Source organism: Dyadobacter sp. 3J3, from assembly GCF_009801115.1.
Classification (GTDB): Bacteria; Bacteroidota; Bacteroidia; order Cytophagales; family Spirosomataceae; genus Dyadobacter.
The window spans coordinates 156,283-181,689 of sequence record NZ_VTOL01000008.1 but is presented as its reverse complement, the minus strand read 5'-3'; the positions used below and the strand labels follow the sequence as shown (position 1 = coordinate 181,689).

At 39.6% G+C, this 25,407-nt stretch carries 22 protein-coding genes; 9 read left to right on the top strand and 13 right to left on the bottom strand.

Annotated elements, in window-relative coordinates; translation table 11 throughout:
- Positions 1–110: 110 nt before the first annotated feature.
- On the top strand, positions 111–791 hold the full coding sequence (locus FZF08_RS18280) for an arylesterase (RefSeq protein ID WP_159471356.1): 681 nt from the start codon (positions 111–113) through the stop codon (positions 789–791).
- A 13-nt stretch (positions 792–804) separates the two neighbouring features.
- On the opposite strand, the gene FZF08_RS18275 is transcribed toward FZF08_RS18280, so the two are convergent.
- From FZF08_RS18275 to FZF08_RS18265, 4 genes are all read right to left on the bottom strand, one after another.
- Positions 805–1,089: a hypothetical protein gene (locus tag FZF08_RS18275; protein ID WP_159471354.1), complete on the bottom strand. Its 285-nt coding sequence runs from the start codon at positions 1,087–1,089 to the stop codon at positions 805–807.
- 197 nt (positions 1,090–1,286) lie between these two features.
- Positions 1,287–1,412, bottom strand: a complete 126-nt coding sequence (locus tag FZF08_RS32065; RefSeq protein WP_255463646.1) for a hypothetical protein — start codon at positions 1,410–1,412, stop codon at positions 1,287–1,289.
- Between the two features lie 48 nt (positions 1,413–1,460).
- On the bottom strand, positions 1,461–2,009 hold the full coding sequence (locus FZF08_RS18270; protein ID WP_159471352.1) for a hypothetical protein: 549 nt from the start codon (positions 2,007–2,009) through the stop codon (positions 1,461–1,463).
- 163 nt (positions 2,010–2,172) lie between these two features.
- Positions 2,173–2,337: a lmo0937 family membrane protein gene (locus tag FZF08_RS18265; RefSeq protein ID WP_159471350.1), complete on the bottom strand. Its 165-nt coding sequence runs from the start codon at positions 2,335–2,337 to the stop codon at positions 2,173–2,175.
- A 290-nt stretch (positions 2,338–2,627) separates the two neighbouring features.
- On the opposite strand from FZF08_RS18265, the gene FZF08_RS18260 reads away from it, so the two are divergent.
- On the top strand, positions 2,628–2,924 hold the full coding sequence (locus FZF08_RS18260) for a GNAT family N-acetyltransferase (protein WP_159471348.1): 297 nt from the start codon (positions 2,628–2,630) through the stop codon (positions 2,922–2,924).
- A gap of 9 nt (positions 2,925–2,933) precedes the next feature.
- On the opposite strand, the gene FZF08_RS18255 is transcribed toward FZF08_RS18260, so the two are convergent.
- Complete coding sequence (locus tag FZF08_RS18255; protein ID WP_159471346.1) at positions 2,934–4,247, bottom strand: voltage-gated chloride channel family protein; 1,314 nt, start codon at positions 4,245–4,247, stop codon at positions 2,934–2,936.
- Positions 4,248–4,436: 189 nt separating this feature from the next.
- On the opposite strand from FZF08_RS18255, the gene FZF08_RS18250 reads away from it, so the two are divergent.
- Positions 4,437–5,009, top strand: coding sequence for a DUF1543 domain-containing protein (locus FZF08_RS18250; RefSeq protein ID WP_159471344.1), 573 nt, complete (start codon positions 4,437–4,439; stop codon positions 5,007–5,009).
- 65 nt (positions 5,010–5,074) lie between these two features.
- On the opposite strand, the gene FZF08_RS18245 is transcribed toward FZF08_RS18250, so the two are convergent.
- The 7 genes from FZF08_RS18245 to FZF08_RS18215 all read right to left on the bottom strand — a co-directional run bounded on the left by FZF08_RS18245 (position 5,075) and on the right by FZF08_RS18215 (position 15,290).
- Complete coding sequence (locus FZF08_RS18245) at positions 5,075–6,214, bottom strand: efflux RND transporter periplasmic adaptor subunit (RefSeq protein WP_200837125.1); 1,140 nt, start codon at positions 6,212–6,214, stop codon at positions 5,075–5,077.
- Between the two features lie 16 nt (positions 6,215–6,230).
- Positions 6,231–9,467 carry an efflux RND transporter permease subunit gene (locus tag FZF08_RS18240; RefSeq protein ID WP_159471342.1) on the bottom strand — a complete coding sequence of 1,079 codons (3,237 nt, stop codon included), beginning with the start codon at positions 9,465–9,467 and terminating at the stop codon, positions 6,231–6,233.
- 69 nt (positions 9,468–9,536) lie between these two features.
- Entirely contained in the window at positions 9,537–10,889 is a 1,353-nt protein-coding gene (locus tag FZF08_RS18235; RefSeq protein ID WP_229216590.1) for a TolC family protein, read from the bottom strand.
- A gap of 219 nt (positions 10,890–11,108) precedes the next feature.
- On the bottom strand, positions 11,109–12,014 hold the full coding sequence (locus FZF08_RS18230) for an AraC family transcriptional regulator (protein ID WP_159471338.1): 906 nt from the start codon (positions 12,012–12,014) through the stop codon (positions 11,109–11,111).
- Between the two features lie 731 nt (positions 12,015–12,745).
- Positions 12,746–12,982, bottom strand: a complete 237-nt coding sequence (locus tag FZF08_RS18225) for a hypothetical protein (protein ID WP_159471336.1) — start codon at positions 12,980–12,982, stop codon at positions 12,746–12,748.
- Between the two features lie 121 nt (positions 12,983–13,103).
- Positions 13,104–14,255, bottom strand: a complete 1,152-nt coding sequence (locus FZF08_RS18220; protein WP_200837124.1) for a glycosyltransferase — start codon at positions 14,253–14,255, stop codon at positions 13,104–13,106.
- A 33-nt stretch (positions 14,256–14,288) separates the two neighbouring features.
- Positions 14,289–15,290 (bottom strand): lysylphosphatidylglycerol synthase domain-containing protein, encoded by a 1,002-nt coding sequence (locus FZF08_RS18215; protein ID WP_159471334.1) that lies wholly within the window; start codon positions 15,288–15,290, stop codon positions 14,289–14,291.
- Positions 15,291–15,297: 7 nt separating this feature from the next.
- Between FZF08_RS18215 and ruvC the strand changes: the two genes are divergently transcribed.
- From ruvC to FZF08_RS18185, 6 genes are all read left to right on the top strand, one after another.
- Complete coding sequence (gene ruvC / locus FZF08_RS18210) at positions 15,298–15,885, top strand: crossover junction endodeoxyribonuclease RuvC (protein WP_159471754.1); 588 nt, start codon at positions 15,298–15,300, stop codon at positions 15,883–15,885.
- A 397-nt stretch (positions 15,886–16,282) separates the two neighbouring features.
- Positions 16,283–16,924 (top strand): TetR/AcrR family transcriptional regulator, encoded by a 642-nt coding sequence (locus FZF08_RS18205; RefSeq protein WP_159471332.1) that lies wholly within the window; start codon positions 16,283–16,285, stop codon positions 16,922–16,924.
- A complete protein-coding gene (locus FZF08_RS18200) occupies positions 16,908–18,230 on the top strand; it encodes a TolC family protein (protein ID WP_229216589.1) in 1,323 nt (440 codons plus the stop codon). The genes FZF08_RS18205 and FZF08_RS18200 overlap by 17 nt, the downstream gene beginning before the upstream one ends.
- Before the next feature lie 69 nt (positions 18,231–18,299).
- Positions 18,300–19,412, top strand: coding sequence for an HlyD family secretion protein (locus FZF08_RS18195; RefSeq protein WP_159471330.1), 1,113 nt, complete (start codon positions 18,300–18,302; stop codon positions 19,410–19,412).
- Between the two features lie 75 nt (positions 19,413–19,487).
- Entirely contained in the window at positions 19,488–21,062 is a 1,575-nt protein-coding gene (locus FZF08_RS18190) for a DHA2 family efflux MFS transporter permease subunit (RefSeq protein ID WP_159471328.1), read from the top strand.
- Positions 21,063–21,373: 311 nt separating this feature from the next.
- Positions 21,374–22,798 (top strand): amidohydrolase family protein, encoded by a 1,425-nt coding sequence (locus FZF08_RS18185; RefSeq protein ID WP_159471326.1) that lies wholly within the window; start codon positions 21,374–21,376, stop codon positions 22,796–22,798.
- A 3-nt stretch (positions 22,799–22,801) separates the two neighbouring features.
- Here the strand turns inward: FZF08_RS18185 and FZF08_RS18180 are convergent, their stop codons facing one another.
- Positions 22,802–25,402, bottom strand: coding sequence for an ATP-binding protein (locus FZF08_RS18180; RefSeq protein ID WP_159471324.1), 2,601 nt, complete (start codon positions 25,400–25,402; stop codon positions 22,802–22,804).
- Positions 25,403–25,407 lie beyond the last annotated feature (5 nt).

The window sequence follows — 25,407 nt, the reverse complement described above, 5'->3', positions numbered from 1 at the left end:
GTATTAAAAGTATATTTTTACATGTTGATTGCAGCCAATTGTAAAGATATGCGGTATTAAATTGTATTTAAACCAAAATAAAAAAAGCTTAAACCGATAGTACCTGACTCATGAACAATCTATTTTTAACAGCACGATTATTTGTTTTAATTCTAATATTGGCCGCTTGTAACGGAGCTAAAAAAACTGAACCAACGGAATCTGCCAAATCCGGAAAAGAAGTAACAGTTAAAAAGGGAAAAAAAACTATTTTGTTTTTTGGGAACAGCCTTACCGCGGGATACGGCCTGGATGATCCTTCAAAAAGTTTTGCCAGTCTGACCCAAAAAAGAATCGATTCATTGGGATTGGATTACAAAGTTGTAAATGGTGGAGTAAGCGGGGAAACCACAGCGGGCGGAAACAGCCGGGTCGACTGGATTTTAAAACAGCCGGTTGACGTTTTTATACTTGAACTTGGAGGAAATGACGGATTAAGAGGGATTCCGGTAAGTGAGACAAAGAAGAATTTACAATCCATTCTTGACAAAGTAAAAGCAAAATATCCTGATGCAAAACTTGTGTTGGCAGGCATGCAAATGCCACCAAGTATGGGTAAAAAATATACGACGGAGTTTAGAAATGTATATACTGATATTGCAGCTTCGAACAAACTTACGCTGATACCATTTCTTTTGCAGGGTGTTGGGGGAGAAGCTAAATTAAACCAGCAGGATGGAATTCACCCCAGTGTGGAAGGCCATAAAATCGTGGCGGAAACGGTCTGGAAATCGCTTAAAGATATTTTGTAAAAACTTTGGGAAATCAGACAGGTTTAATGATTTCCCAAAGTTCAAGTTTGGCTTCCATAATTTCCTTTTTCGAAATATAGTTGTCAAAAGAATCGTGTTTTGTCGTGTTTTTGAATTTCGGCTTTACAACCCGGGTTATGTATTCGGTATCGCTGAAAGGATCGATCCAACGGTCGGAATCTGCTTCGCGAAGAAATATGGAGTATCCCCAATTTGATTTATTAAGGTGAACATATAACCAGACTGATACTTTTACCCGGCTTCCGTCCTTACGTTTAAATATCTTTTCGTGTGTCATTTAAATAACTATTGATCAATATTCTTAACCCGGATTTTCCTATACTAATTCCTTTATCCTGTATTCCAGAATTCTTTTGATAGTATTCATTTTGACCAAAACCTGATCCTTTCCATCGTCGTCCAGAATCAATTTTACATATTGTTCACGTATCCGTCCGGTTACCTGAAACCAATTGTCGTCTGCAATTTTGTACGTTATCGCTTCAAGATCCTGATTAATAATTCTTCAAGAATATCATTTGCAATATCTTCCGGATATTTTTCTATGGTATCAAAGATGAAATATCCATTTTCGAGGCGGCACCTGATGTATTTTTCCATAGAAAGGAATGCGCTTTTTTATTGGATTATAATATAAATATTTCCGTTTTAATCTTCATGAACCTGCCTTCCTCCCAAGCTATTCCAGGCGGTGATAATTTCCATCCGGTCTTCAACTGTTTTTGGTTTGAAGCCAATGATTATCCCTCCATCTTTCAGACTTTTTTCGTAATGTTCAGCGTGATGTTTGGGAATCCCTGAACCAACAAGTGCACCAATGATTCCACCTGCAATGCCGCCTGCACCTGCGCCGGTCATCGATGCCAGAATCGGTCCTGCTATGGCAATACCCAGGCCCGGGATAATTACAGCAGTACCAATGGCTGCAATAGCTCCCGCAACTGCTCCGGCAGTTCCACCAATGGCAGTTCCAATACCTGCTTTTTCAAACGTTTTATGTTCTGTATGCTCATCGCTTTTTTCCTTCGAATCATTTGAAAAATGAAGCGTTCGCGTTTCTCCGGAAATAAGTACGCTAATTTCATCCGCCTTGTAACCATGAGAAGTTAATTCGTCATAAGCTTTTTGAGCTCCTTCTTTTGTTTTGAAAACAGTGGTTACTGTATCCTGGATGGGGTTATAATCTGAATTTTCCATTGTCATAGATAGGTTAACTTATTTGAACCGGTAATTCCTTTTTCATAACAATTGTGCCAAGGGATCACATCAGTCATAGGTTTTTATAGTATACAAAAAGCAAAAAAAACTCAGGATTCCGATTAGAAATCCTGAGTAAAATATCATTGATGAAGTATTAATTTCACACAACCCTGTCTCCACGTATCAATCTTAAAATCACGGCAACAACGGCAATTACCAAAAGAATATGAATGATGCCTCCCATTCCAAAACTGGCAAAGCCAAAATAACCGATTAACCATAAAATAACCAGAATGACGGCTATTGTATAAAGAAGATTTCCCATGGTGGTAGTAAATTAGTTTATGTTAAAATGTTTAGTAAGGTTTGTTAAAAATAGATGCCAGTAGAGTTTTAGATATATTAAGCGTAATTATTCCCCGTATTTATATTTTATTCCATCCAGGAATATTTGTTTTTATGTTAGTTGTAGAAAAAAACACTCAAAACTAGCCGTGATACGAGATTAGTCTCGGTAGCAAGGAAACAAAATAATTAAAACTGAAAGAAGCAAACCTTTGTATAAAGTGCACTGATCAATTAAATTGCCCTGAATTAAATTTTAAAGTATAAAACATGCGTGGAAAATATGACGATGTCCGTTTGGTAGATAATAGGGAGAAACACAATTTTGAATTTATAGTAGATAATCACAGATCTTTCATTGATTACGTAATTAAATACGACCATGTGTATCTGATTCATACCGAAGTTGCTCCGGAGCTGGAAGGAAGAGGTGTGGCCTCAGCCATGGTTACAAAAACTTTGGAATATATTGAATCTGAAAACAGGAAGATTGTTCCAAGATGTTCTTATGTCCTTGATTATCTTGAAAGGCATCCCGAATGGAAAAGACTCGTTGCCAATTATTAAGTGAGCTTATTAAAGCTCACTAATTTTCTTTCCTTCATTTTGACTAAAACGTGAATTTTTTGGTTCTCCAATAACTTGTGCATTATAAATGCTGGTATTGCCTGAAAAAAGGTAGGATACCACGCAGGCGATGGCGACATATACTCCGCATTCGGCACCGAATAATTCTATTGCCATAAAAATGCAGGCGAGCGGTGTATTGGTGGCACCGGCAAAAACGGCAACAAAGCCCATTCCTGCCAATAAACCGATAGGCAATGGAATGAAATAGGAGAGTGCATTGCCCAGTGTGGCTCCTATAAAAAATAAGGGTGTGACTTCTCCGCCTTTAAATCCGGCGGCCAAAGTAATAATTGTAAAAACGATTTTTAGTAAAAAATCATAAGCCGGGAGACTTTGTTCAAAGGATTCCAGGATCGTCGGAATTCCCAGTCCAATGTATTTTGTAGTGCCAAGCGTCCAAACGCCAATAGCCACAATAATCCCTCCGACTAATGGCCGGAGCGGAGGATATGCAATGTGCGTTTTAAATAATTTGCCGGTTATATGAATTGTTTTACTAAAAAAGGCAGAAACTATCCCGAAAAATAATCCGGCGAGAATGCTGAAAAGAATGTTGACGGCAGTAATTTTTGGAATAAAATCGATGTGATAATGTGTATGGGAAACCTGCCAGGCATCCGTTACCATGCTTGCGAGAATGGCCGAAAGAAATGCCGGAAAAATAGCATCATACCGTAATCTCCCGATTAGAAATACTTCCATACCAAATATTGCTCCTGCCAGTGGTGTACCAAAAACGGAGCCAAAACCAGCACTTACAGCTGCGATTAAAAGTACTTTTCTGTCCTCGGGATTAAATTTAAAAATCCGGCTCAACTGCTCTCCGATAGCCCCGGACATTTGTAAAGCTGTGCCCTCACGGCCTGCTGAACCTCCGAAAATATGAGTTGTGATGGTTCCAATGAGTACAAATGGAGCCATTTTGAAAGGAATCCAGTCTTTTGGATTATGAATGGTATCAATCAGTAAATTATTCCCGCCTTCAACTTCTTTGCCAAAATAATGATATAACAACCCGATGGAAAATCCGGCGACAGGAAGTAAGGCAATCAGCCAAAGGTGCGATTCGCGAACTTCAGTCGCCCATTGGAGAGAGACAAGAAAAAAGGCAGATACGGATCCCACGCAGATTCCAAGAATGGAACAGATAAACATCCACCTGATAACATATCCGGAAGAAGGGAATTTTTGATTGACTTTGGAAAAATAAAGGTAACTTTTTGAAGCTCTGAATTGTGATTTTTGATCTGAAAAAGGCATAATTATCCTGGCTTAAAATAAACGTAACCAGGCGCCATCAGCTTTTTTAGGGCGGTTCAAATAGGAAGACACCATTTCCTTAACACAACAAAGATAAAAAATCCGGCTAATTTGTTTTTATTTTATGAATTAAAAATCGGTTAGATGTCGTCATTTGATTTTCTGCTGATCAATTGAAAATATAAACAAATGAGCAAATTAAAACTTTACATGATTTTGCTGGGTTGTCGCCCACCAGGCCGCTTTACCGAACAGCATGATATATTTTTTGGGATAGGAAGATCAGTGAAAGATTTAATTCCGGAAATAAAAAAAAGCTGGCGGGAAGCAAAAGGTAAAATCCATCTGGACGCTTTCCGGGAAGTTAATTATATAAATGGTTATAAAGTTGAAATTACTGAACGGGAGTTATTTTCCAGTCAAGAGGAAGATCTGAAATTGTTTTTCATCAATCTTGGAGGTTACAAGCGAGGCGAATTTGATGAATTTCATTACAAAACGCTCGTTGTGGCAGAAAATCAAATGGAGGCCATCGCGCTGTCAAAGCAAACTGCGTTTTTCAAGCATACCGGATTCGAAGGCGCACCTTCACATGTGGACGATAAATATGGTGTTGATGTAGATGATATTTTTCAGGTTCAGGAAATATTGGCACCTGCTTTCAAAGAAAAATTTCACCTGACTATTTCAAAAGAGGAAGGACCGGAAGACGAAATTAATCTTGGATTTTTTCCTTTTGAAAAGATACAACATGAATTTTGAAACAGTAAAAAAAAGAAATCCCCTGAAAATAGTTGCTTTCAGGGGATTTCTTTGAAGTAGGTCTTTTACAAAGATGCAAGTTTGGTATGCAGTACAGAACCATTTCTTACCTCTTCACTTGCTTTTTTTACCAGCTGATCTTTTATCTGAAGATCTCCACTGAAAATTTCTACGGTACTATCCATCTCTCTTCCTTTTTTAACATCAACCCATAATGCTTTGTTGTCTACAACTTTTACAACAAACACTCTTTCCATAGAATTGACAAGGGCAGTTTTTGGAACTACAAAAGAAGGTATGTCGGATGAAAGTGGAATTTCCACTTCTGCAACCATGCCTGGGAATAATTTTTTGTCATCATTGAAAACATCCATTTCAATTCTTTCCGAACGAAGTCTGCTGTCAAGTGCACCGGCAAGGCGTTTTACTTTGGCTTTGAATTTCTGGTTTGGATATGCTTTTACAGAAAAACTGATTTCAGTCTTGTTGGTAACATAACCGACATAGGCTTCCGGAATAGATACCACCAGACGCATTTTCCTTTGTTCCTGCAAAGTGAACAAGGGGAATTCAGATCCTTTTCCGGCTGGGCCGACGTAGGCACCCGGACTCACATTTTTTGCCGTGATGATACCCGCGAAAGGCGCTCTTATTTCCAGGTAATTTTTGCTGGCACCCACTTCTTTCTGACTTGCTTTCGCTGATTGAAGCTGTGCATAATCCGCATCCATACGTGCCAGAGCCTGATCCAGATCATTTTGGGAAATTGTTCCCGGCGTTTTGCTGGTTTCCACTAAACGTGAATAATTAGCTTTACTGGCAATGTATGCAGCTTCTTGTGCTTTTGCTCTTGATTCAGCTCCGGCCAGGCGCGAATTCAATTCTGGCGCTTCCATTGAAACCAGTAATTGACCCGCTTTTACTTCCGAACCAACATCTGCATAGAGTTTTTTTACAAAACTTGTTTCCCTTGCATACAGGTCCACTTCGTGATAGGAAATGAGTTCACCCGGCGTATGAAAAGCCGTTGACAGATCTTCTTTTTCAAGAGGAAAAGTTACCGTGGCGGTTGGAGCGGCAGCAACTTTCCCCGCTTTCTCAGCTTTCTCTTTTTCCTCTGCCTTGGAATTGCATCCAATAACAGTGGTAATCATAATACTGAAAACCAGTCCGTTAATGATCGAATATTTATTTGTTGGTTGCATCAGGTTATATTTTAGATTAATGAGCAGGCACATAAAATTTACTTTCCTTATCTTCCGGATCAAGGGAAACCGAAGCAGTTGATGTTTTTTCCTGTACCCAGGCAAAAACCAATGGTAAAATAACAAGTGCAGCAACGGTGGAAGCAATCAAACCTCCTATAACTGCCCTTGCCAGAGGAGATGCCTGGTCTCCGCCTTCGCCCAGTCCCGCAGCCATCGGAATCATACCCACGATCATGGCGACACTGGTCATTAAAATTGGACGCAGACGAAGTTCTACTGCTTCTTTTGCTGAAAGTAAAGCATTGCCATTATGTTTTCTGAGCTGCTCGGCATTGGTTACCAAAAGTACAGCATTGGAAATTGATACCCCGACCGACATAATGATACCCATATAAGACTGCAAGTTTAAGGTAGATCCGGTAATTGTCAACATGGCTAGTGCTCCTAATAGTACGGCCGGGACGGTAGTAAGTACCACAAGCGAGACTTTGAATGACTGGAAATTGGCAGCCAGCATCAAGAAAATCACCACAATAGCAACCCCAAGTCCAGATTGAAGGCTGTCAAGCGTTTCTGTAAGAACAGTGCTTAGGCCAATTGGTTCAATCGTCAAACCGCGGGGAAGTTCGCCCAGAGAAGCAATGGCTTCATTGACAGCTTTTGATGCCGTTCCAAGATCCGTTTTATGTAAATTGGCCGTTACAGACATAACCGGCATCGCGCCCAAATTATCATTTTCACCATAGGTTGTATCCAGTTTTATAGTCGCTACATCGCTTAGTACAGGACGGGCAGAATTTTTCAGGATGGGTATTTCGCCAATGCTGTTAATACTGTTCATCTGATTTTCTGGGACCTGAACCTGAACCGCATAACTAAGACCAATTTTTTCATCCAGCCAAACGTTTTTCTCAGTATACCGGGAAGATGAAGTAGACGCTGTCAGCGACCGTGAAACATCAGACATATCTACGCCTAATTGGGCCGCACGTTTTCTGTCTATGTCAATTTTTACAGCAGGATAATGCAATGGCTGGGCAATCTGTACATCACGAAGGAAACTTACCTGTTGCAGTTTAGCGACGATTTTATTGGCATATTCTTCATTCTGTTTTTTGTTTTTACTCATAATGCGCACTTCCACCGGTGTAGGCGAACCCTGACTAAGAATTTTATCCGTTAGTTCAATTGGCTCGAAAGAAAGTTTAACATCCGGCAAATCCTGCTTCATTTTGTTTCTAAGATTTTCTTTTAAATCGTCAAGATTTACTTTATAATCCTCTTTCAAACTCACCTGAAGAATTGCATCATGAGGCCCGCTTGTAAACAAATAAATCGGGTTCACGGAAAACTGCGCCGGGTGCATTCCAACAAATGCTGATGTGATCGAAATATTCTCTTTTCCTACAATCGATTCGAGAGCACTGATCGTTTTGATTAGTTTTTCTTCTGTACGTTCAATTCGTGTGCCATCTGCAACGCGAATGTGAAGCTGAAACTGACGTCCATTCACTTTGGGCAAAACATCACGTCCGATATCGAAAAGCAGAAGTCCGGCTGCACCGGTAATCAGCACAATATAGGCAAGAACAACTAGTTTTTTGTTTGGGAATAATTTGTCCAGCATGCGGACAAATCCATTTTTGAACTTTTCAAATCCGCTGATTTTTTTGTTGCTCTTCAAATATTCAGTGTTTGCCAGTTGTTTTTTCTCATCCCAGGTATCGGTTTCAGTGCCGTTAATGCTTGAATTAGTAGATGGTTTTTTATGTAAATGATCTTTCATCAGCCAGTTGGCCATTATTGGAACAAAGGTCTGGGAAAGAAGAAATGACACAAGCATAGAAAATCCAATTGCAAGGGCTAATGGAAGGAAAAGAGCTCCCGGAATACCGGTCATTGTAAAAGCCGGCGCAAAAACTGCCAGAATACAAAGAAGGATAAGGAGTTTCGGGAAAGCTATTTCTTTGCAAGCATCCCAAATTGCGAGCGCCTTGGGTTTTCCGAGATCGAGATGCTGGTGAATATTTTCTATGGTCACAGTCGATTCATCCACCAGGATACCAATGGCCAGGGAAAGTCCGCTCAGCGTCATGATATTGATGGTCTGACCAAATAATTTCAAAAATAATACACCCGCTATAATAGAGGTAGGAATCGTCATGATCACGATCAAGGCGCCGCGCGGGTCACCCAGAAAGATCAGTACCATAATTCCCGTTAAAATTGCTCCGATGGCTCCTTCCGTAATTAAACTTTCAACCGCATTAATTACATAGGCAGACTGGTCGAATTCATATGATATTTTTACATCTTCCGGTAAAATACTCTGGAAACGAGGAATAGCCTTTTTTAAATTCTGCACCACTTCCCAGGTAGAAGCATCCGCAGATTTTGTAATGGGTAGATAAACGGATCTTTTTCCGTTGACTAGGGCATAACCCGCTGTAAGGTCGGCGCCATCTTCAATGGTGGCAACATCCTTTAAATATAAATTTTGCACCGTTCCTTTAAACAAAGGAATGTCGCCAAAATCTTTTACGTTTTTAATAGAAGTATTTGCAGGCGTCAGGTAATTTTTATCCCCGATCCTAACATTTCCTGCCGGCGTTGCCTGATTGTTTAAACGGATGGCTTCTACCAGCTGATCAGGCGTAAGGTTGTGTGAACGAAGTAAATCAGGATCCGCTTTAATCAATATGGTACGAAGGTTCCCACCAAAAGGCGGAGGCGAAACTAGTCCTGGTATCGAAGTAAAAGAAGAACGGATGTAAACCTGCGCAAGATCAAGAAGTTCATTATTGGAACGTGTGGCGCTGCTGAAAACCAATTGTCCGACCGGAAGTGTAGAAGCATCAAACCGGATAATAAACGGTGGCTGTGATCCGGGTGGAAAGGAAGATTGCATCCTGTTTGCAAAAGCACTTAATTCTGCCGCTGCCTGCGCCATATTGGTGCCTTCGTAAAAACTTAGTTTCATCAGGGTTAGCCCCTGGATATTTTTTGTTTCAACGGCTTTCAAACCATTTACGAACAGAAATATATTAACGTAAGGCTTGCCGAAATAGGCCTCCATCTGGTTTGGGGTGAAACCTCCGAAGGGGTGAGAGATATAAATAACGGGCAAATCCATGGCCGGAAAAATATCCACTTTGATCGTACGCACTGCATTGATACCAAAAAAGAACATCCCGGCAACAAGTACTAAAACCGAAATGGGTTTACGAAGTGCATTTCTTATTAAATCCATATTAATTGGGTAGGAATTATACAGTAGGGCTGCTCCATTGAAAATGGCTTTCCCTAATTATAACAAATTCTAAAAGCTGCTGGTAAATAAACTAAAATCTCCTGCGGCGGCGGCTTTTAACAAAAGCGCTTGCCAAACGTTACTAAATGCGATATCTCTGTCGGTTTCTGCACGGTTCAAAATGTATAAGGCCTGTGTGAGATCTACTATATTACTGAGCCCGTTTTTATACAGTGTACTTTTCTGGATAAACGCATCCGAGGCAGATTTAATCTGGATCGGTGCTTCCTGATAATTATCCAGTGCATTTTTTATCTTGTTATTGGATAAAAGAAGCTGGTTTTTTAATTGCTGATCAATCAGATCGTACTCATTCTGCATGGCGTTGGAAACAAACTTTTGCGCCAAAACCTGATTGCGGACGCGGAGAATACTGGTCATGTTCCACACGACACCTAAGCCAAAAAGATAATTAGAGCGAACGGGTTTTACGCCATCATAAAAATTCTGCGTGTAGGAATGCTGATCGCTTGCGTAATTAGAATTAAAACCAGAACCTCTTGTTTGAAAAACACCAAAAGCTGAAAATGTCGGATAACTGAGCGTCTGGTAATATTTTGCCTGTTGGTTGCTAAGCGAAATACGATTGGAATAATACTTTAATAGCGGATGGTCAGGACTTGAACTGGTGATGGAGTCGCTGAAAGAAATAGGGATTTTGGTAATGAAAACTGTGTCCAAAATAAACGCCTGTTGTTCAACACCCATCAAAACGGCCAATCGGTTTGCTTGTTCCTGTTCGAAATCCCGTGCACGGGTAATCGCGATTTTGGCACTGGAAACTTCCGCATTGGCAAGTGAGGAATCCACACCGGCGATCAATCCGTTTTTTGCTTTTATAACTACTACATTTTTCAAAGCACTTGCGCGAACAAGATTATTTTGCCACGATTTTATCAGTCTTTGTGCTGCCAGTAAATTCAGGTAAGCAGCTGCGACACGAATTTCGTGTTGAAATAATTCCTGATCAAGATCACTCTGATCACGAACCACGGTGGATTTGGCGACGTTTATTTTTTCCCGCGCCCGCCCGAAAGCAAAAAAATCCCAGTTGACATTGGTAAGATACATCGCACCGAATGCTGAATTCCAGTTTTGGCTGCTTAGCGGCAAACCGGACGATGCAACCCCAAGTCCTCCCAAACCATATAATGGGCCATTCTGCCCATTTACAGTTCCATAATCCTGCTGAAGAGAAAGGTTAAGGTTAGGTAAGTAATCTTTTTCGGTCTGGCGAACGGTTGCTTTGGAGGCGTTGATATAATTCGCTTTTGCTTTGAGTGTGCCATAATTGCTTTTGGCGGTCGAAATGGCGTCAGAAAGTGTAAGTGCCTGGGATCTGGTTTTTGTTTCAGAAAGCAAAAAACTCAGTATGACAAGAAATAAAAATTTTTTATATTTTATCAAGTTGGGCAAATAGTAAAAATTACAGAAGATTATTGAAGTCTGATACGGACTCAGGGCGAAATTTAATTTCATTTTAACCATTTTCTAAACTTGTATTCTAATGTTACAAAAATACGATAGGGCAAAGCACTTATTACTATCTATTTCAAACAATAAACTGTAAAATTCAAACATTCATTTTCGAAATGAATTTGGTGTTATTCCGGTTTGTTTCTTGAAAAGATTATTGAAGTACTCTGAGTATTCGAATCCCAGGCAATAAGCTATTTCAGAAATTGTCCAGTTAGAATTTTTTAATAATAGTTTAGATTCCTGTATCAACCTCTGGGTAATGTGTTCGGTTGTAGTTTTTCCGGTTACTTCTTTTAGTGCGCGGTTCAGGTGGTTGATGTGCACGGATAACCTTTGTGCATAATCTTTGGCTGTGCGAAGCTGTAATTTGTGTTCGGGAGAGTCTATCGGAAACTGTCTGTCCATCAGCTCGAAAAAATAAGATGTAATCCGGCTCGAACCGTTCACATGGCTGTCGCTGATTTCCGAAGCTTGCATTTTAACAGCTTCGTGAATGATCAGGTTCACATAGTTTCTGATAAGGTCATATTTGTAAACGTAGTTAGACTCAACCTCAGCGCATATTTTTTGATATAAGTCCAAAAGATACTTTTCCTGTTGTTCTGTTATGAAAAATACAGGAATTGTATCAATTTTAGAAATGGGTGAATCCATAACACTTTTCGTATGCCTCATTCCATTCAAAAACTCGTCATTGAAAAGACAAAAATATCCGGACTGGTTTTCCGAAATATTTTCCCATGAATAAGGAACATTTCTGTTAAAGAAGACAAGTGCGTTTTGGTTTATCTCAATTTCGGTATCTCCATAAAGCAATTTTCCTTTGCCGATGATCAGAGAGATCTTGTAATAGTCCCTGCGGCTGTACGCATTATATCGATTACAAAATTTCCGTGAAAATACATTGAAGTGTCCTTGCGGTTTTGCTGCATTATTGTGATCCGCCGAAAGAGGTTTGGCGGTAGGGTGCGACTTGTAAAAATCTTCGATTGACTCACTGATTATCATGCTATAAAGCTATGAAATTCAAATAACAGCAGCAAAGATTAGTGAAAATGACCGATATTCTAATAATAAATTAATTTTTTCAGTCTATAATGACAAGGGCTAGTGCGTTTACTTTATAATAATGAAAAGGCAATGAGCGTCAGGATCCAAAACAGAAGGTAGGGACAAAAACCGTTTATAAATCCGGTTTAACAAATCATTAGTAATCAATAACTTCAAAATGCCGTAAACAATCAGGATCAATCAAGGAAAGATCGTGACATATCGGATGAGATACGAAATTTATACACTTAGCTAGCTCCCTGATACGAATATCATCTTTTGGCTTCCATGCGTATGTCTTACCTGTTTGAGCGAGGTTACTGGGAGTAGAGTCACCAGGATTTGATAGCGAAGTATTTCTGTGCTCTCTCATAACATGAAGTTAAGGATGAGTAAATTAGGTTGTTAAACTTACTCAATCGTAAAATCAATGTCAAGAATCAATCGATATTATTCGACAATTTTATAAAATATTTAAGGATTAATTTTTGTAGAAAAAATCGATAAAAAAAACAAACCTGTTTTAGAAATTTTGTGAAAATATATGGCCAACAACCTCGAAAACTCAGGCGCTTTCAAGAGACAATCTAAGACAATAATATTTGAATTAAAAAAAGGAGAGAGGAGATTTAAGGCTAATTATTAGTATGTCTTAGCACTTAATTTAAAGGTAATTTACCTGGAAGCTTTTACATCCCGGCGTAAACCGAACGTTTGTCCAAAACAGGTAAAGGTGTTTTCTGAAAAGACTGAATCTGTTTTTCTTTTACGGGTTTTTCAGCTAATTCGAAATTTCCGGATTTTGATAGCGGTTTTGTCCAGCATATATAAAAACCGAGCATTAAAATAAGTACCACCGAAGATAATCCAAGGGACCACAGGATTGCATCCAGGCAACGTTTTGAGAATGAGAAAAGACTTTTCATATTGTTTCATGATGGTTAGTTTGTCAGAAAAAGGGCGTTACCAGACCCTGTACTTCTCTGTACGAATAGTATTTACGAAAACCATGCCTGATTAGATTATGCGAGGTGATATTTATTAAAATCAGATCAGTTTTCGACCTTTCCATTCGTATTCTGGTTTTTGTGCAATTAAACCAAAAAAACATACATAGAAAGGGTAGAGGATTTGAGTAAACGGTATGAAGAAAATGGACACAGATTTTCTAAGAAATTGTAGAACTGTACCTAAAAATAACCATTCCGGGGCACATTTGATCAAAAGTAAAATACAAAAATTCTGCGTGTCGAGGTTTCCGGATACCCACAAAAACGCGGAAAGAATCACGGAAAGATTACATGAAAATACATAAAGCGCGAGTATCAATGGCGTCTTGCTTTGGTAGTGTTTCCACTTGCTAGCCCATCGTTTTCGTTGTCTGAAAAATAGTGACCAATCTTTATGTGCTTTTGTTGATACAACGGCTTCCGGATTTTTCAAAAATTTGACACTTCCCGGATATTTGGCGGCAATTTTATGCATTAAAAATTCATCATCGCCCGAAGCAATATGTCTCACACCATCATAACCGTCTACAGCTAAAAACGCACTTTTCTCGTAAGCCAGGTTTGCTCCATTGCAAAGTGAAGGAAAACCTGCTGCAATAGCACTTGCTCCGCTGCCGATCAGACTGGAGAATTCCACAGTCTGCAAATAATCTGTGAATGAAGTTTCCTTGAAAAAAGTAACAGGCCCGCTGATCAATTTTGCTTTGGTGGACATCTGGCAATCAGATATTGCCTGAAGCCATTGGGGTTTCACACGACAATCGCCGTCCGTGGTAACGATAATATTTCCCTTCGCCTGAATTATTGCAGTTTCAATTGCTCGTTTTTTTGGTGAAGTCGTTGGGGTATTGGTGAGTGAGATTAGGGAAATGGTACAAGTCGAATGGGCACTCAGTCTTTTGACAATCGCGGCTGTCCGATCCGTTGATCCGTCGTCTACCACCAGGACCTCAAATCGTTCGTTTGGAAAACTTTGCTTTTCAAGATCATTTAAAAGGCTTTCAATTGATTCCTGCTCGTTACGTACGGGAATGATCACCGAAAGAAAGTTGGACGTATTGCTTTGTTTTTTATTGACCGAAGGCAAGGAATTCCAGAGTATGCATAATAGGATTGTGAAAATGCCGTAACTGCATATTAAAATCCATAAAACAGGCACCATCCACGGTGCTACGTAGTGTTCAATCATTTGTATAAATATTAAGTCAGGACATTTAACTGCCTATTTCAGGCTTTTCAATTTATATTTCCAAAGTAGGAAAATTCCAATGAGTATAGGGCCGAGAACGTTTATAACCCAGACCAGAAAAGTGGCTGCGATAATTTGTTCGGCTGGTAAATTATATTGTTTAAAAACGAATAACGCTGTGAATTCTCTAAGCCCTAAATCTCCCAAAACGTTAACCGCCGGGATAAGTGTTTTGGCCAGAAAAATAAGTGCCGTGCAGGCAGAAAGATCCGTATAGTTTAATCCAAAATCGAAAAGAGATAATACCAGGACAAACTGGGATAAGAAAACAAAATAACGCAGTGATCCGTACAAGGTTGCTATGGCCAGATCTTCTGCACTATACTGACCGATAATCTGAAAATACGATAGCATTTTAGACAAGAAAACTTTTTCAGATTTCCAGCCTGTTAACTTTCGGCGACGTGAAACAATTATAAGTGCAAGTGCGATCAAAATAATCAGAAGCGAGTTTAGTACGGTTCTGGAAAAAGGATCAAGACCGAGTTTTTCGCCCACCCAGAGCAAACCAATTCCGCCTCCAATAATAGAAACATAAAACTGGATACCATTGGAAACCAGGGCTGCACCAATCGCTTTCAGCCGATCGTGGGAGCGGAGTGATGCTACTCTTCCGATTGTATCCCCGAGTTGCGCTGGTGCTGCCACACCAATGGCCAATCCGGTAAGTGTCCCCTGAAATGCTTCCCAAAATGTAACCGGCACTGCTTTTCTGGCCAATCGCTGCCATTTCAGACTTTCCAATGCCCAGTTTACTGGTACTAATATTAATATAATAGAGATAATTAAAACATGATTTCGAACGAAAATGGTCTTATACACCAAACCAATATCCTGAATACCTTTTTGTTCATTTTCAAAAGTGTGGTAAATGTAGCTGACAATCAATAACGTCACCACAAGCTTGGCCACCCAAAAAAGCTTTCTCCAAGTTGTTTTTTCTTTTGGAGAAGAGAGTTGCTTATCTTGCACCATGATACAAATGCAGCAGGCGGACGCTACCGAAAAGGTGATTATTGGAGTTGATCCCGGAACACAAGTGATGGGCTATGGGGTAATATCGGTAAAGGGACAACAGATTACGCTGGTTCAATATGGTGTGATTCATCTCAGCAAATATACTACGCACGAGTTGAAGTTGAAGAAAATCTTTGAACGTATCTCGCAATTGATCGACGATTACCTGCCGGACGAGATGGCTATTGAAGATCCTTTTTATGGGAAAAATCCGCAGTCGATGCTGAAACTGGGGCGTGCACAAGGTGTTGCCATGGCCGCTGCCTTGGCGCGGGATATACCTATTGTTGAATATTCACCTAAAAAAGTGAAGCAATCGGTGACCGGAAGTGGTGCAGCATCGAAAGAGCAGGTGGCCTATATGCTTGAAAAAATCCTGAAGATGGAACTGAGTAAAGAATTTATGGATGCCACTGATGGAATTGCCATAGCAATTTGCCATCATTATCATGCAAACTCGCCTGCGGCAGCAGCTTCATCTTCTGGAAGTAAAAAATCAAAAAAAGGGGGTTGGGGAGCTTTTGTAAGTGAAAATCCTGGCAGGATTAAATAGCATTTTTAACCAGCTGCCTTTTGTTATGTGGAATAGTCAAAATCTGTTTTAATTATTCGATTGTACATCTGGTCATAGCTCAGTGTACGTAATAAATATTGAATAAAAATATATTTCTTGTACCCATTTTGGCGCATTACATGCTGTATCTTTAAATTCACTTTTTATCGTCAAAAAGTGTAAAGATCAGATTCTTATACTCCCTGAATCTGATGTAAGCCTGCTTGTGTTTTTAATCTAAATTTAATGGTACTTATCCTATGAATGGTTGAATAAATCAAACGTTTGTTTTGATAAATTAAACAAACGTTTGATTTATAATTTTTCTTATATTACATTTGTACTTCAATCAGCACAGAATTGAATTTAATCATTAATATGCTGATGATCAGATGACATGGAATACAACGCAAAACAATTACAGATTATTCAGGTAGCGGAGAGGCTTTTTGCGGCTAAGGGCTTTTCGGGGACTTCAATTCGTGATATCGCGCATGAGGCCGATATTAATGTTTCGATGATTTCATATTATTTCGGTTCAAAGGAGAAGTTGATCGAGGCACTTTTTGAGGTACGTATTGTTGAATCGGCAGAGAGAATGGAAAACATTGTTTCGAATGAGGATCTTACACCACTTCAAAAAATTTATATTTTAATTGACGGTGTCATTGAAAGACTTTTAGGAAACCAATGTTTTCATAACATTATGCTGCGCGAGCAACTCTCTGGCGAAGAACGTACACAGGTGATCTCGGATTTGATTTTTGAGCTGAAAGTTAAAAACTGGGATGGAATCAACAGCATTCTTCGTGAAGGACAGCAGAAAGGGCATTTCAAAAATGATATTGATGTAACACTGTTTTCAGCCACACTTTACGGAACGGTCAATCATTTTCTTACCACACAATCTTTTTACAGAAAAATAAATAACCTGGAATCATTGGGGCAGGAAGAATTTGACAAATCCCTTAAACAAAAATTGAGCAAACACTTAAAAAGTATCTTTAAAGCAACAGTAGCATATGAGACCATCGAGTAGTAGAAGAATGGCTTTTGTGGCGGTCGGTTTAATCCTGATCGCTTCCCATTCCTTCGGCCAGACCCGGAATATTACCCTGGAAGAAGCCGTAGAGCTTAGTCTGAAAAATAGTAAACAATTGAAATTAAGTCAGTCGAATGTTGATATGGCGGGACTTAATATCCGTCAGATCAAGGACAACCAATTGCCAAGTTTTAGTGTTTCGGCTTCTTATTTAAGAGTTAACTCGCCTAACATTAATTTAAAATCAAGCAGTTCAAGTGATTCATCAGGCTCAGGAAGTTCCGTGCATGTCAATCAGGTTATGTATGGAATGGCGAGTGCTTCTGTGCCTCTTTTCTCTGGTTTTCGATATAAATACAGTCTTGAATCAGCCAAATATTTGCAGGAGGCATCAAAACTGGATGCAGAAACCGATCGTCAGGCTGTGATTCAGAATGCGATTATGGCATACAGTAATCTTTATAAAGCGAAAAAATCGGTTGATCTGGTTGCGGAAAACCTGGTCCGTGAACATGAACGTGTTACAGAATTCACAAATCGTGAAAAAAACGGTATCATCGCCCGAAACGATTTATTGAAAGCAACATTGCAGGAATCTAATGTGCAGTTGACATTAATGGATGCTGAGAATGATCTCAAAATCACTACCATTAATATGAACCTGATTCTTGGTTTGCCTGAACAAACTCAGCTTGCGGCTGATTCTGCAAGTTTTGAAATATTGAAAGAAGCGGGAAATGCAATGGATTGGGAACAAACAGCACTGACGCATCGGAAAGATATGGCTGCAATCGCGATTCGTCAAAAAGCTGCCGGTTCGGATATTCACGTAGCCAAGGCTGATCTATATCCAAGTGTCGCTTTAACGGGCGGTTATGTTGCTTTAAGTATTCCTGGTTTTGTAACGGTTCCGAATGCATTTAATGCGGGAATCGGAGTGAGCTATAATCTGGCTTCTCTTTGGAAAACAGGTGCGAAGATTGAAGAAGCCAAAACAAGACTTTACCAGCTTAAAACCAATGAAGAAATTTTACTTGACCGTGTGCATCTGGACATAAATACTGCCTATTACAATTACGTGTTGAGTAAAAAGAAGATTGAAGTTTATCAGAAAGCAGTGGAGCAGGCCAATGAAAATTACCGGATCACGAAAAATAAATATGACAACAGTTTGGTTACAACCACTGAGTTACTGGACGCGGATGTGGCTCAGGTTCAGTCTAAAATTAACTATGCTGCTGCAAAAGCGGATGCGATCGTAGCTTACAAAAAGCTTGAACAAACAGCCGGCGTTATTAACTAACCAATTTTTAACAGCGGTGGATCTTGCCAGCTCCTTCGCACTTTCTAACATTATATTATTCCAAAGATTATGGATACCAATCAAACAGCAGGCGTTGCAAACGAACCAGCACCTAAAAAGAAAAGTTACACTTTCCCGATCATCCTGGCAGTTCTTGTTATTGTAGGAGGAACCTGGGGCTACACAAAATACAACCACGGATTACACCATGAAGAAACTGATGATGCACAGATAGATGCAGATATCAGTCCGGTAATTCCACGTATTTCGGGATACATTACCGAAATTAAAGTAAAAGATAATCAGCTGGTACACAAAGGAGATACGCTGATTGTACTTGACAATCGTGACCAACAAATTAAACTTGAACAGGCAGAAGCTAATTTGTATGCTTCTCAGGGAAATCTGGTTGTTGCAAATGCTACTACATCGGCATCCGTTGCATCGGGCAGTACATATGTTGCGAATGTGGAAGTTGCCGAAGCACAAATTGAGCAGGCAAAAGTAAGTGTATGGAGAACCAGCCAGGATTTGGTTCGTTACGAAAACCTGATTAAAGACCATTCCATTACACAGCAGGAATACGAGCAGGCTTTGGCAGCCAAACAAACAGCCGAACGTCAGTTACAAGTTCTTATTTCTCAGAAAAATGCGGCGCAACGTCAGGCAAAGGCTGCAACTTCTCAAACAGCAGCAACTTCTCGTCAGACGGGTGTAGTTAATGCAACCATTAAAGCACGTCAGGCTGATATTGACAATGCAAAACTGAATTTGTCATATACCATTATCACAGCACCCACAGACGGACACGTTTCAAAAGTGAATGCGCAGTTAGGACAATATTTACAGGCAGGACAATCTCTTTTCAGTATCATAGCGAACTCTCAGCCGTGGGTTGTTGCAAACTTTAAAGAAACGCAGCTTACAAAAATGAAACTTGGACAGAACGTTAAAATTCATATTGACGCTTATCCTGATCACGTTTTTGAAGCAAAAGTGGCGTCATTTTCTCCTGCAACAGGAGCTCGTTTTGCACTTTTGCCTCCTGATAATGCAAGTGGGAACTTTGTAAAAGTTGTTCAGCGCTTGCCGATCCGTATCGAATTTAAGGAAAGCAAAGATGAATTTATTCAACGTCTGCGCCCTGGAATGAATGTGTTTGTAGATGTTGAGCTGGATTAAGATGCAGAAATTTAATTGGTGAGTTTGCCCGGCAAACTCACCAGAAAATCTTCTCATCAATAAATTAACAAGCATATGGAATTACAACCATCCCTGGTAGAATACGGCTTTCGACGGGTTATCATTACAATCACAGCCGTAATGTGTGCGCTTTTGGAAATTGTCGATACGACAATCGTGAACGTGGCTTTGAATGACATGCGTGGGAATTTGGGTGGAACACTTTCAGAAGTGAGCTGGGTAATCACCGCTTATGCCATCGGTAACGTGATCATTGTTCCGATGACAAGCTGGCTCTCACAACAATTTGGCCGTCGTAATTATTTTGCAGCATCTATTATCATTTTTACGGTAGCCTCTTTTTCTTGCGGAAACTCTGACAATATCTGGGAACTTGTATTTTTTCGATTGATCCAGGGTTTTGGTGGTGGTGCATTACTTGTTACTGCCCAAACGTTGATCACAGAAAGTTACCCACCAGAAAAACGCGGAATGGCGCAGGCTATCTATGGTTTAGGGGTTATTGTTGGTCCGACTTTGGGTCCTCCGCTTGGTGGATATATCGTGGATAATTACAGTTGGCCTTATATTTTTTATATCAATATTCCGTTGGGTATCATTGCAGCGCTTTTGACGATGCAATTTATCCGCAGCCCGAAATATTCCGAGAAAAAATCAGCCAATGAAATTGACTGGTGGGGAATTGGTCTTCTTGCACTTGCCGTAGGATCTTTACAATATGTTTTGGAAAAAGGTCAGGAAGATGACTGGTTTAATGACGAGATCATTACTATATGCAGTATAACGGCAGTATTGGGTTTCTTCTTTTTCATATGGAGAGAGTTAACTTACAAAAGTCCAATTGTAGCGCTGAGAGTACTTAAAAATAGTAATCTGATGGTTGGGACTATTCTTTCCTTTGTATTAGGATTTGGTCTTTACGGTTCAACCTTTATTATCCCCCTTTACACACAGGCCACACTCGGTTGGACCGCCACACAATCAGGTATGCTGATGGTGCCGGCCGCACTTGTAACAGCCTTCTGTATGCCGATTGTCGGGCAGCTCATTCAGCGCGGCGTTAAACAGCAATATTTGGTTGCGGGTGGAATGGTTGTATTTTTTGTTTACAGTTTTTGGGGTTATAATATTCTTACACCTGATACCGGCAAAGATGCATTTTTCTGGATGCTGATCGTCAGAGGAGCAGGTTTAGGATTCCTTTTTGTACCTATTTCGACGCTTGCATTATCAACTTTGAAAGGCCGCGAAATTGGTGAAGGTGCTGCATTTACCGGTATGATGCGTCAGCTTGGCGGATCGTTCGGGGTGGCGGTAATTACTACTTACATTGCAAGACAAAATATGCAGCACAGAAGTGACCTTGTAAGTCGGCTTGATATTAACAATCCTGTTGTTCAACAACGTGTTGAAGGGTTACAAAGGAATTTTATGGGCAAAGGAATGGCACCTGATATTGCATTAAAAAGTGGTTACCAGGTACTTGAATATAGTATTTACAAGCAAGCCACGGTACTATCTTACATGGACGTATTTCTTTTCCTGGGATTACTGTTCCTATTTTGTGTGCCGTTTGTGTTAATCACAAGACCAGGAAAAACGAAGATTGATCCGTCATCTGTACATTAAAAATAAGTGTTTGTTAAATTTGGTATAGTAGTAGTTTGAAAGAAGCTTTCCCGATATAGAGGGAGAGCTTCTTTTTTTTCAATTTGTCTAATAGTACCAGAAACTGGAAAAATCAGGTCACCGTATTCGAAAGAAATTCCTGTTTTGTGTGTATGTTTATATTCGTCCTTTGTAGCTATATACTACCAACTTTGAGAATTGATTATATAATTCAGATTCCCGAAATCATGGAATGTTTTAGGATTTGACAGGATCAGCCATTAGTATGCCGACGATAAAGAAGCGCAAAAATATTCATTCCAATATTTACAATGAAAAACATATTCATCATCTTCCTGTCAGGATTAATTTCATTTTCTTCATTTGCCCAAAAGGTAAAAACAGATCTGCTCATTTCTGATGTCACGATTATTGATATCAAAACAGGAAAATTGATTCCGCATCAATTTATTTCGGTTGAAAAAGATGTGATCACAGGCATTTATAATAAAAGAAAGGCTGCAAATATTGAGGCAAAAACTTCAATATCAGGAAAAGGGAAATTCGCAATACCCGGACTTTGGGATATGCATATGCACTTTGGCGGCGGTGAGGGTTTGATTCAGGAAAATAAAAATCTGCTTCCGTTATTTCTTGCGCATGGAATTACGACGGTTCGTGATGCTTCCGCCGATATCAGCAATAGTGTTTTGCAATGGCGCGAGGAAATTAATGCAGGTAAACTTTCCGGCCCGACTATCTTTACCTTGGGTCCAAAACTGGAAGGTTACAAATCGGTTTGGCTCGGGGATATAGAAATTTCAAAAGCCGGGGAAATTCCGAAAGCACTGGATTCACTGGATGGTTTGAAAGTCGATTTTGTGAAAATTACCGATAATACAATGAAACCTGAATTATTTTTGGAAGCCGTTCGTCAGGCAAGAAAAAGAGGATACAAGGTTTCCGGACACATTCCATCTTCTCTTACCATGCAGGATGTGATGGCAGCCGGATTGAGTTCCATTGAACATATGTCTTATGTACTTCGTGCGGGGACAAAAAATGAAAAAGAAATTGCTGAATTATCAGCATCAGGAAAATTGAAAGGAAGAGAATTGAATAACCGGATTCTGGCGGATTTTGACGAAAGAACGGCTATGAAAGTGTACGGAGATATGGCAAAACATGACATGTATCTAACGCCGACACTTTCGCTGCCACATCTTTTGGCACATTTGGATGAAGATAATCATCAGAACGACGCCTATCTTCAATACATAGGAAAAGGTCTTCAAAAAACATATCAAATGCGTATTGACAGAACTAGTAAGGATGATAAAGAGGCGATTGCTTTTCGCAAATTAATGATTGAAAAATCAGAGTCACTGCTTCCGTTGCTTCAAAAAGAAGGTGTGAAAATCATGGCGGGCACGGATGCCGGTTACCTGAATTCATTTACTTATTCCGGAATTGGTTTGCACAAAGAACTTGAACTGATGGTCGCAGCAGGTTTATCTCCGCTTCAGGCCTTGCAGGCATCCATCATTAATCCCGCACTTTTCCTGAATAAAAAGGAATATGGAAGTTTGGCAAAAGGCAAAAAAGCGGATATTCTCTTATTAGATGAAAATCCGCTTTTAAACATTTCTTCTACTCAAAAAATTTACATTGTTGTTTCAAAAGGGCAGCCAATGACTCAGTCTGATATCAAAAAAGCTCTAGATGATATTAAAACTAAAATGGCTTCCGGTTTGTAATTGTTACAGATTTTTAAGCTCGGTTAAGCCAGTTTCTGCTTCTATTTTGAGCTGTCTTAACTGTTCTTTCAAATCCACCGACCGAATATTATTTTTCAAATCTCCTTCAATTTTTTTGTACTTATCTGCGGTAGAAAGCAGCCCGACAGAAAATAAAGACGACCGGAATTTGTGCACCACCTGGCGCAACTTTTCATTATCCCCTGATTCTTCTGCCTTGGCGATTAGCTCAGATTGAGTTCCTAAATCACTTTCAAAAAGCGAAATAAGTTCATCTCTCAACTCCTCGTCACCACCAGTGATCTCGTTTAAGTAGGTCATGTTCAGTAGTCCCGAATCCTGGGAACTTTCACCATTAAGATTGGCTGGATTCATTTCTTTGTAATTAAGGTTTTGTTTACCGGTCAGATTTGAAATAGCATGTAACAATTCGTTTTCCCGGAAAGGTTTTGAAATATAACTGTTTGCGCCTATGCTCAGGCATTCTTCTTTTTCCCCAACCATAGCATGGGCCGTCATGGTTATGATCGGTACGGTTTGAGAAATATCACTTCTAATTTTCTTAATCGCTGTATAACCATCCATAATTGGCATTTGAATATCCATCAGCACAAGGTCATAATCGCGTTTTTCAAGTTCATGAATAGCTTCCTGGCCGTTATGTACAATAGTCAAAGGAATCGACATACGTTCAAAAATAGCTTCCAGCAGTTTTTGGTTCAAAAGATTGTCTTCCGCAGCAAGAACCCTGATATCACCGATCGGACCAATCACCGATGAAGTATCATCCGTAACTTCAATATCTGTCAGGTCCGTAACGACTTCAAAAGGAAATTCCAGAATAAAAGTTGTTCCAGTGCCAAGGATACTTTCAACACGAATTGTTCCTCCAAGTAAGTGAACGAGCGATTTTACAATACTAAGACCCAGCCCGGTACCGCCAAATAACCGCGTAGTACTTTCGGAGGCTTGCACAAATCGTTCAAAAATCTTATTTATTTTATCATCTGGAATGCCGATTCCACTGTCAATAATCGAAAAACGTATGATTTGAATATCGTCTTTCAAATCTGAAACTGGCTCAACGATTAATTTTACAGAGCCTTTTTCAGTAAATTTTATCGCATTTCCACATACGTTCAGTAAAATTTGGGTCAATCGCAATTTGTCAGAAATAATCATTTGTGGCAATGCTGTGGAGAGGATTTTTTCATAACCAATTCCTTTTTCTCCGGCCCGCTGACTGATAATGACCGAAACAGAATTAACAAGGTCTGTTATAGATGTATTGGTTTTATCCAGAATGACCTGTCCCGCCTCAATCTTAGAAAAATCAAGGATATCATTTATAAGGTCGAGAAGATTCTTGCTTGCAATTTTAATGTAACTGACATAATCACTGCTTTTCAAATCCTTGACCTGTTCTTCGAGTAAATTGGTAAAGCCAATAATAGCATTCAGCGGGGTTCTTATTTCGTGACTTACGTTAGAAAGGAAAATATCTTTCACCAAAACCGATTTTTCTGCGATCAAACGTGCTTTTTCCAGTGCCGTTTCGTAATTGGCGCGTTGTGTTATATCCCTGAAAACAGTTATGGCATTTGTAATTTCTCCATCCAGGCCAAGGATCGGCCTGGCACTGGTTTCCAAATGGTAGAGGGTGTTATTTTTGAGCAGATCAATTTTGTTACCAGTCGATTTTATACCATCAAGGGCTTCGCTTACGGGCAAAGTATCGGATGTGAACCGAATATTGTACCGTAGCGGATCCAGCAATGTGATTTTATTAATCTGCTCGGAAAGTGGTTTGTCTTTGTCTAACCCAAGCATTTCTTTACCAGACTGGTTCAATAGTACAATGTCTTTGTTGGTATCAAGTACCAGAACCCCATCAGGAATTGCTTCAATGTACTGATAAAGAAGCCGTTCTTTTTGTTTGATTTCAAGTTGAAGCTGTCGTTGTTTTTTCTGATTCCATAGCAGGGAGACAATGGAAAGAACCGTGAGAAAAAAACCAAAAATGCTGGTTCCCATGATGAACAGGGTAGTTTTTTTCTGGGTTGTCTGGATTAGTATTCTCTCTTTATCAAGATATCTGTTTTCCGCCTGCTCAATGGCTTGAATTTTATTCATCAGGAGTTGGTTCAGACGCAAACCATCCCCTCTTTGTATCATACCAAATGCTTTTTGAGTTCCCTGATTTCGGTATACGGTTATCACAGAGTGCGTGCGCTCAACAATTTTACCAGAGATATTCAATAATTCTTTAACTCTTTCGGTTTGTATTTTATCATTTTTTACCAAATTGAAAAGTGTGTCGCTCATTCCTAAAAGTTTTACTTTTTTAGAATAAGTATCGTCCAGCAGCTTTTCATTTCCGGTAATGACAAACTCATGCATATTCGATTGAATATCCTTGACGGATAAGCCGAAATTTGCTGTTTGGTTTAATATTCCTATGGTAACATTTACTTCCTGATTGTGCAGTGAAAGGTCCTGAACATTTTTATAAGCAAAATATTGGGATGCAAAGATTAAAATCAGACCGATGAAAATGCTGATATAAGACCACCGGAGAGCTTTGTCCTTTATTGATGAATGCATGTGAA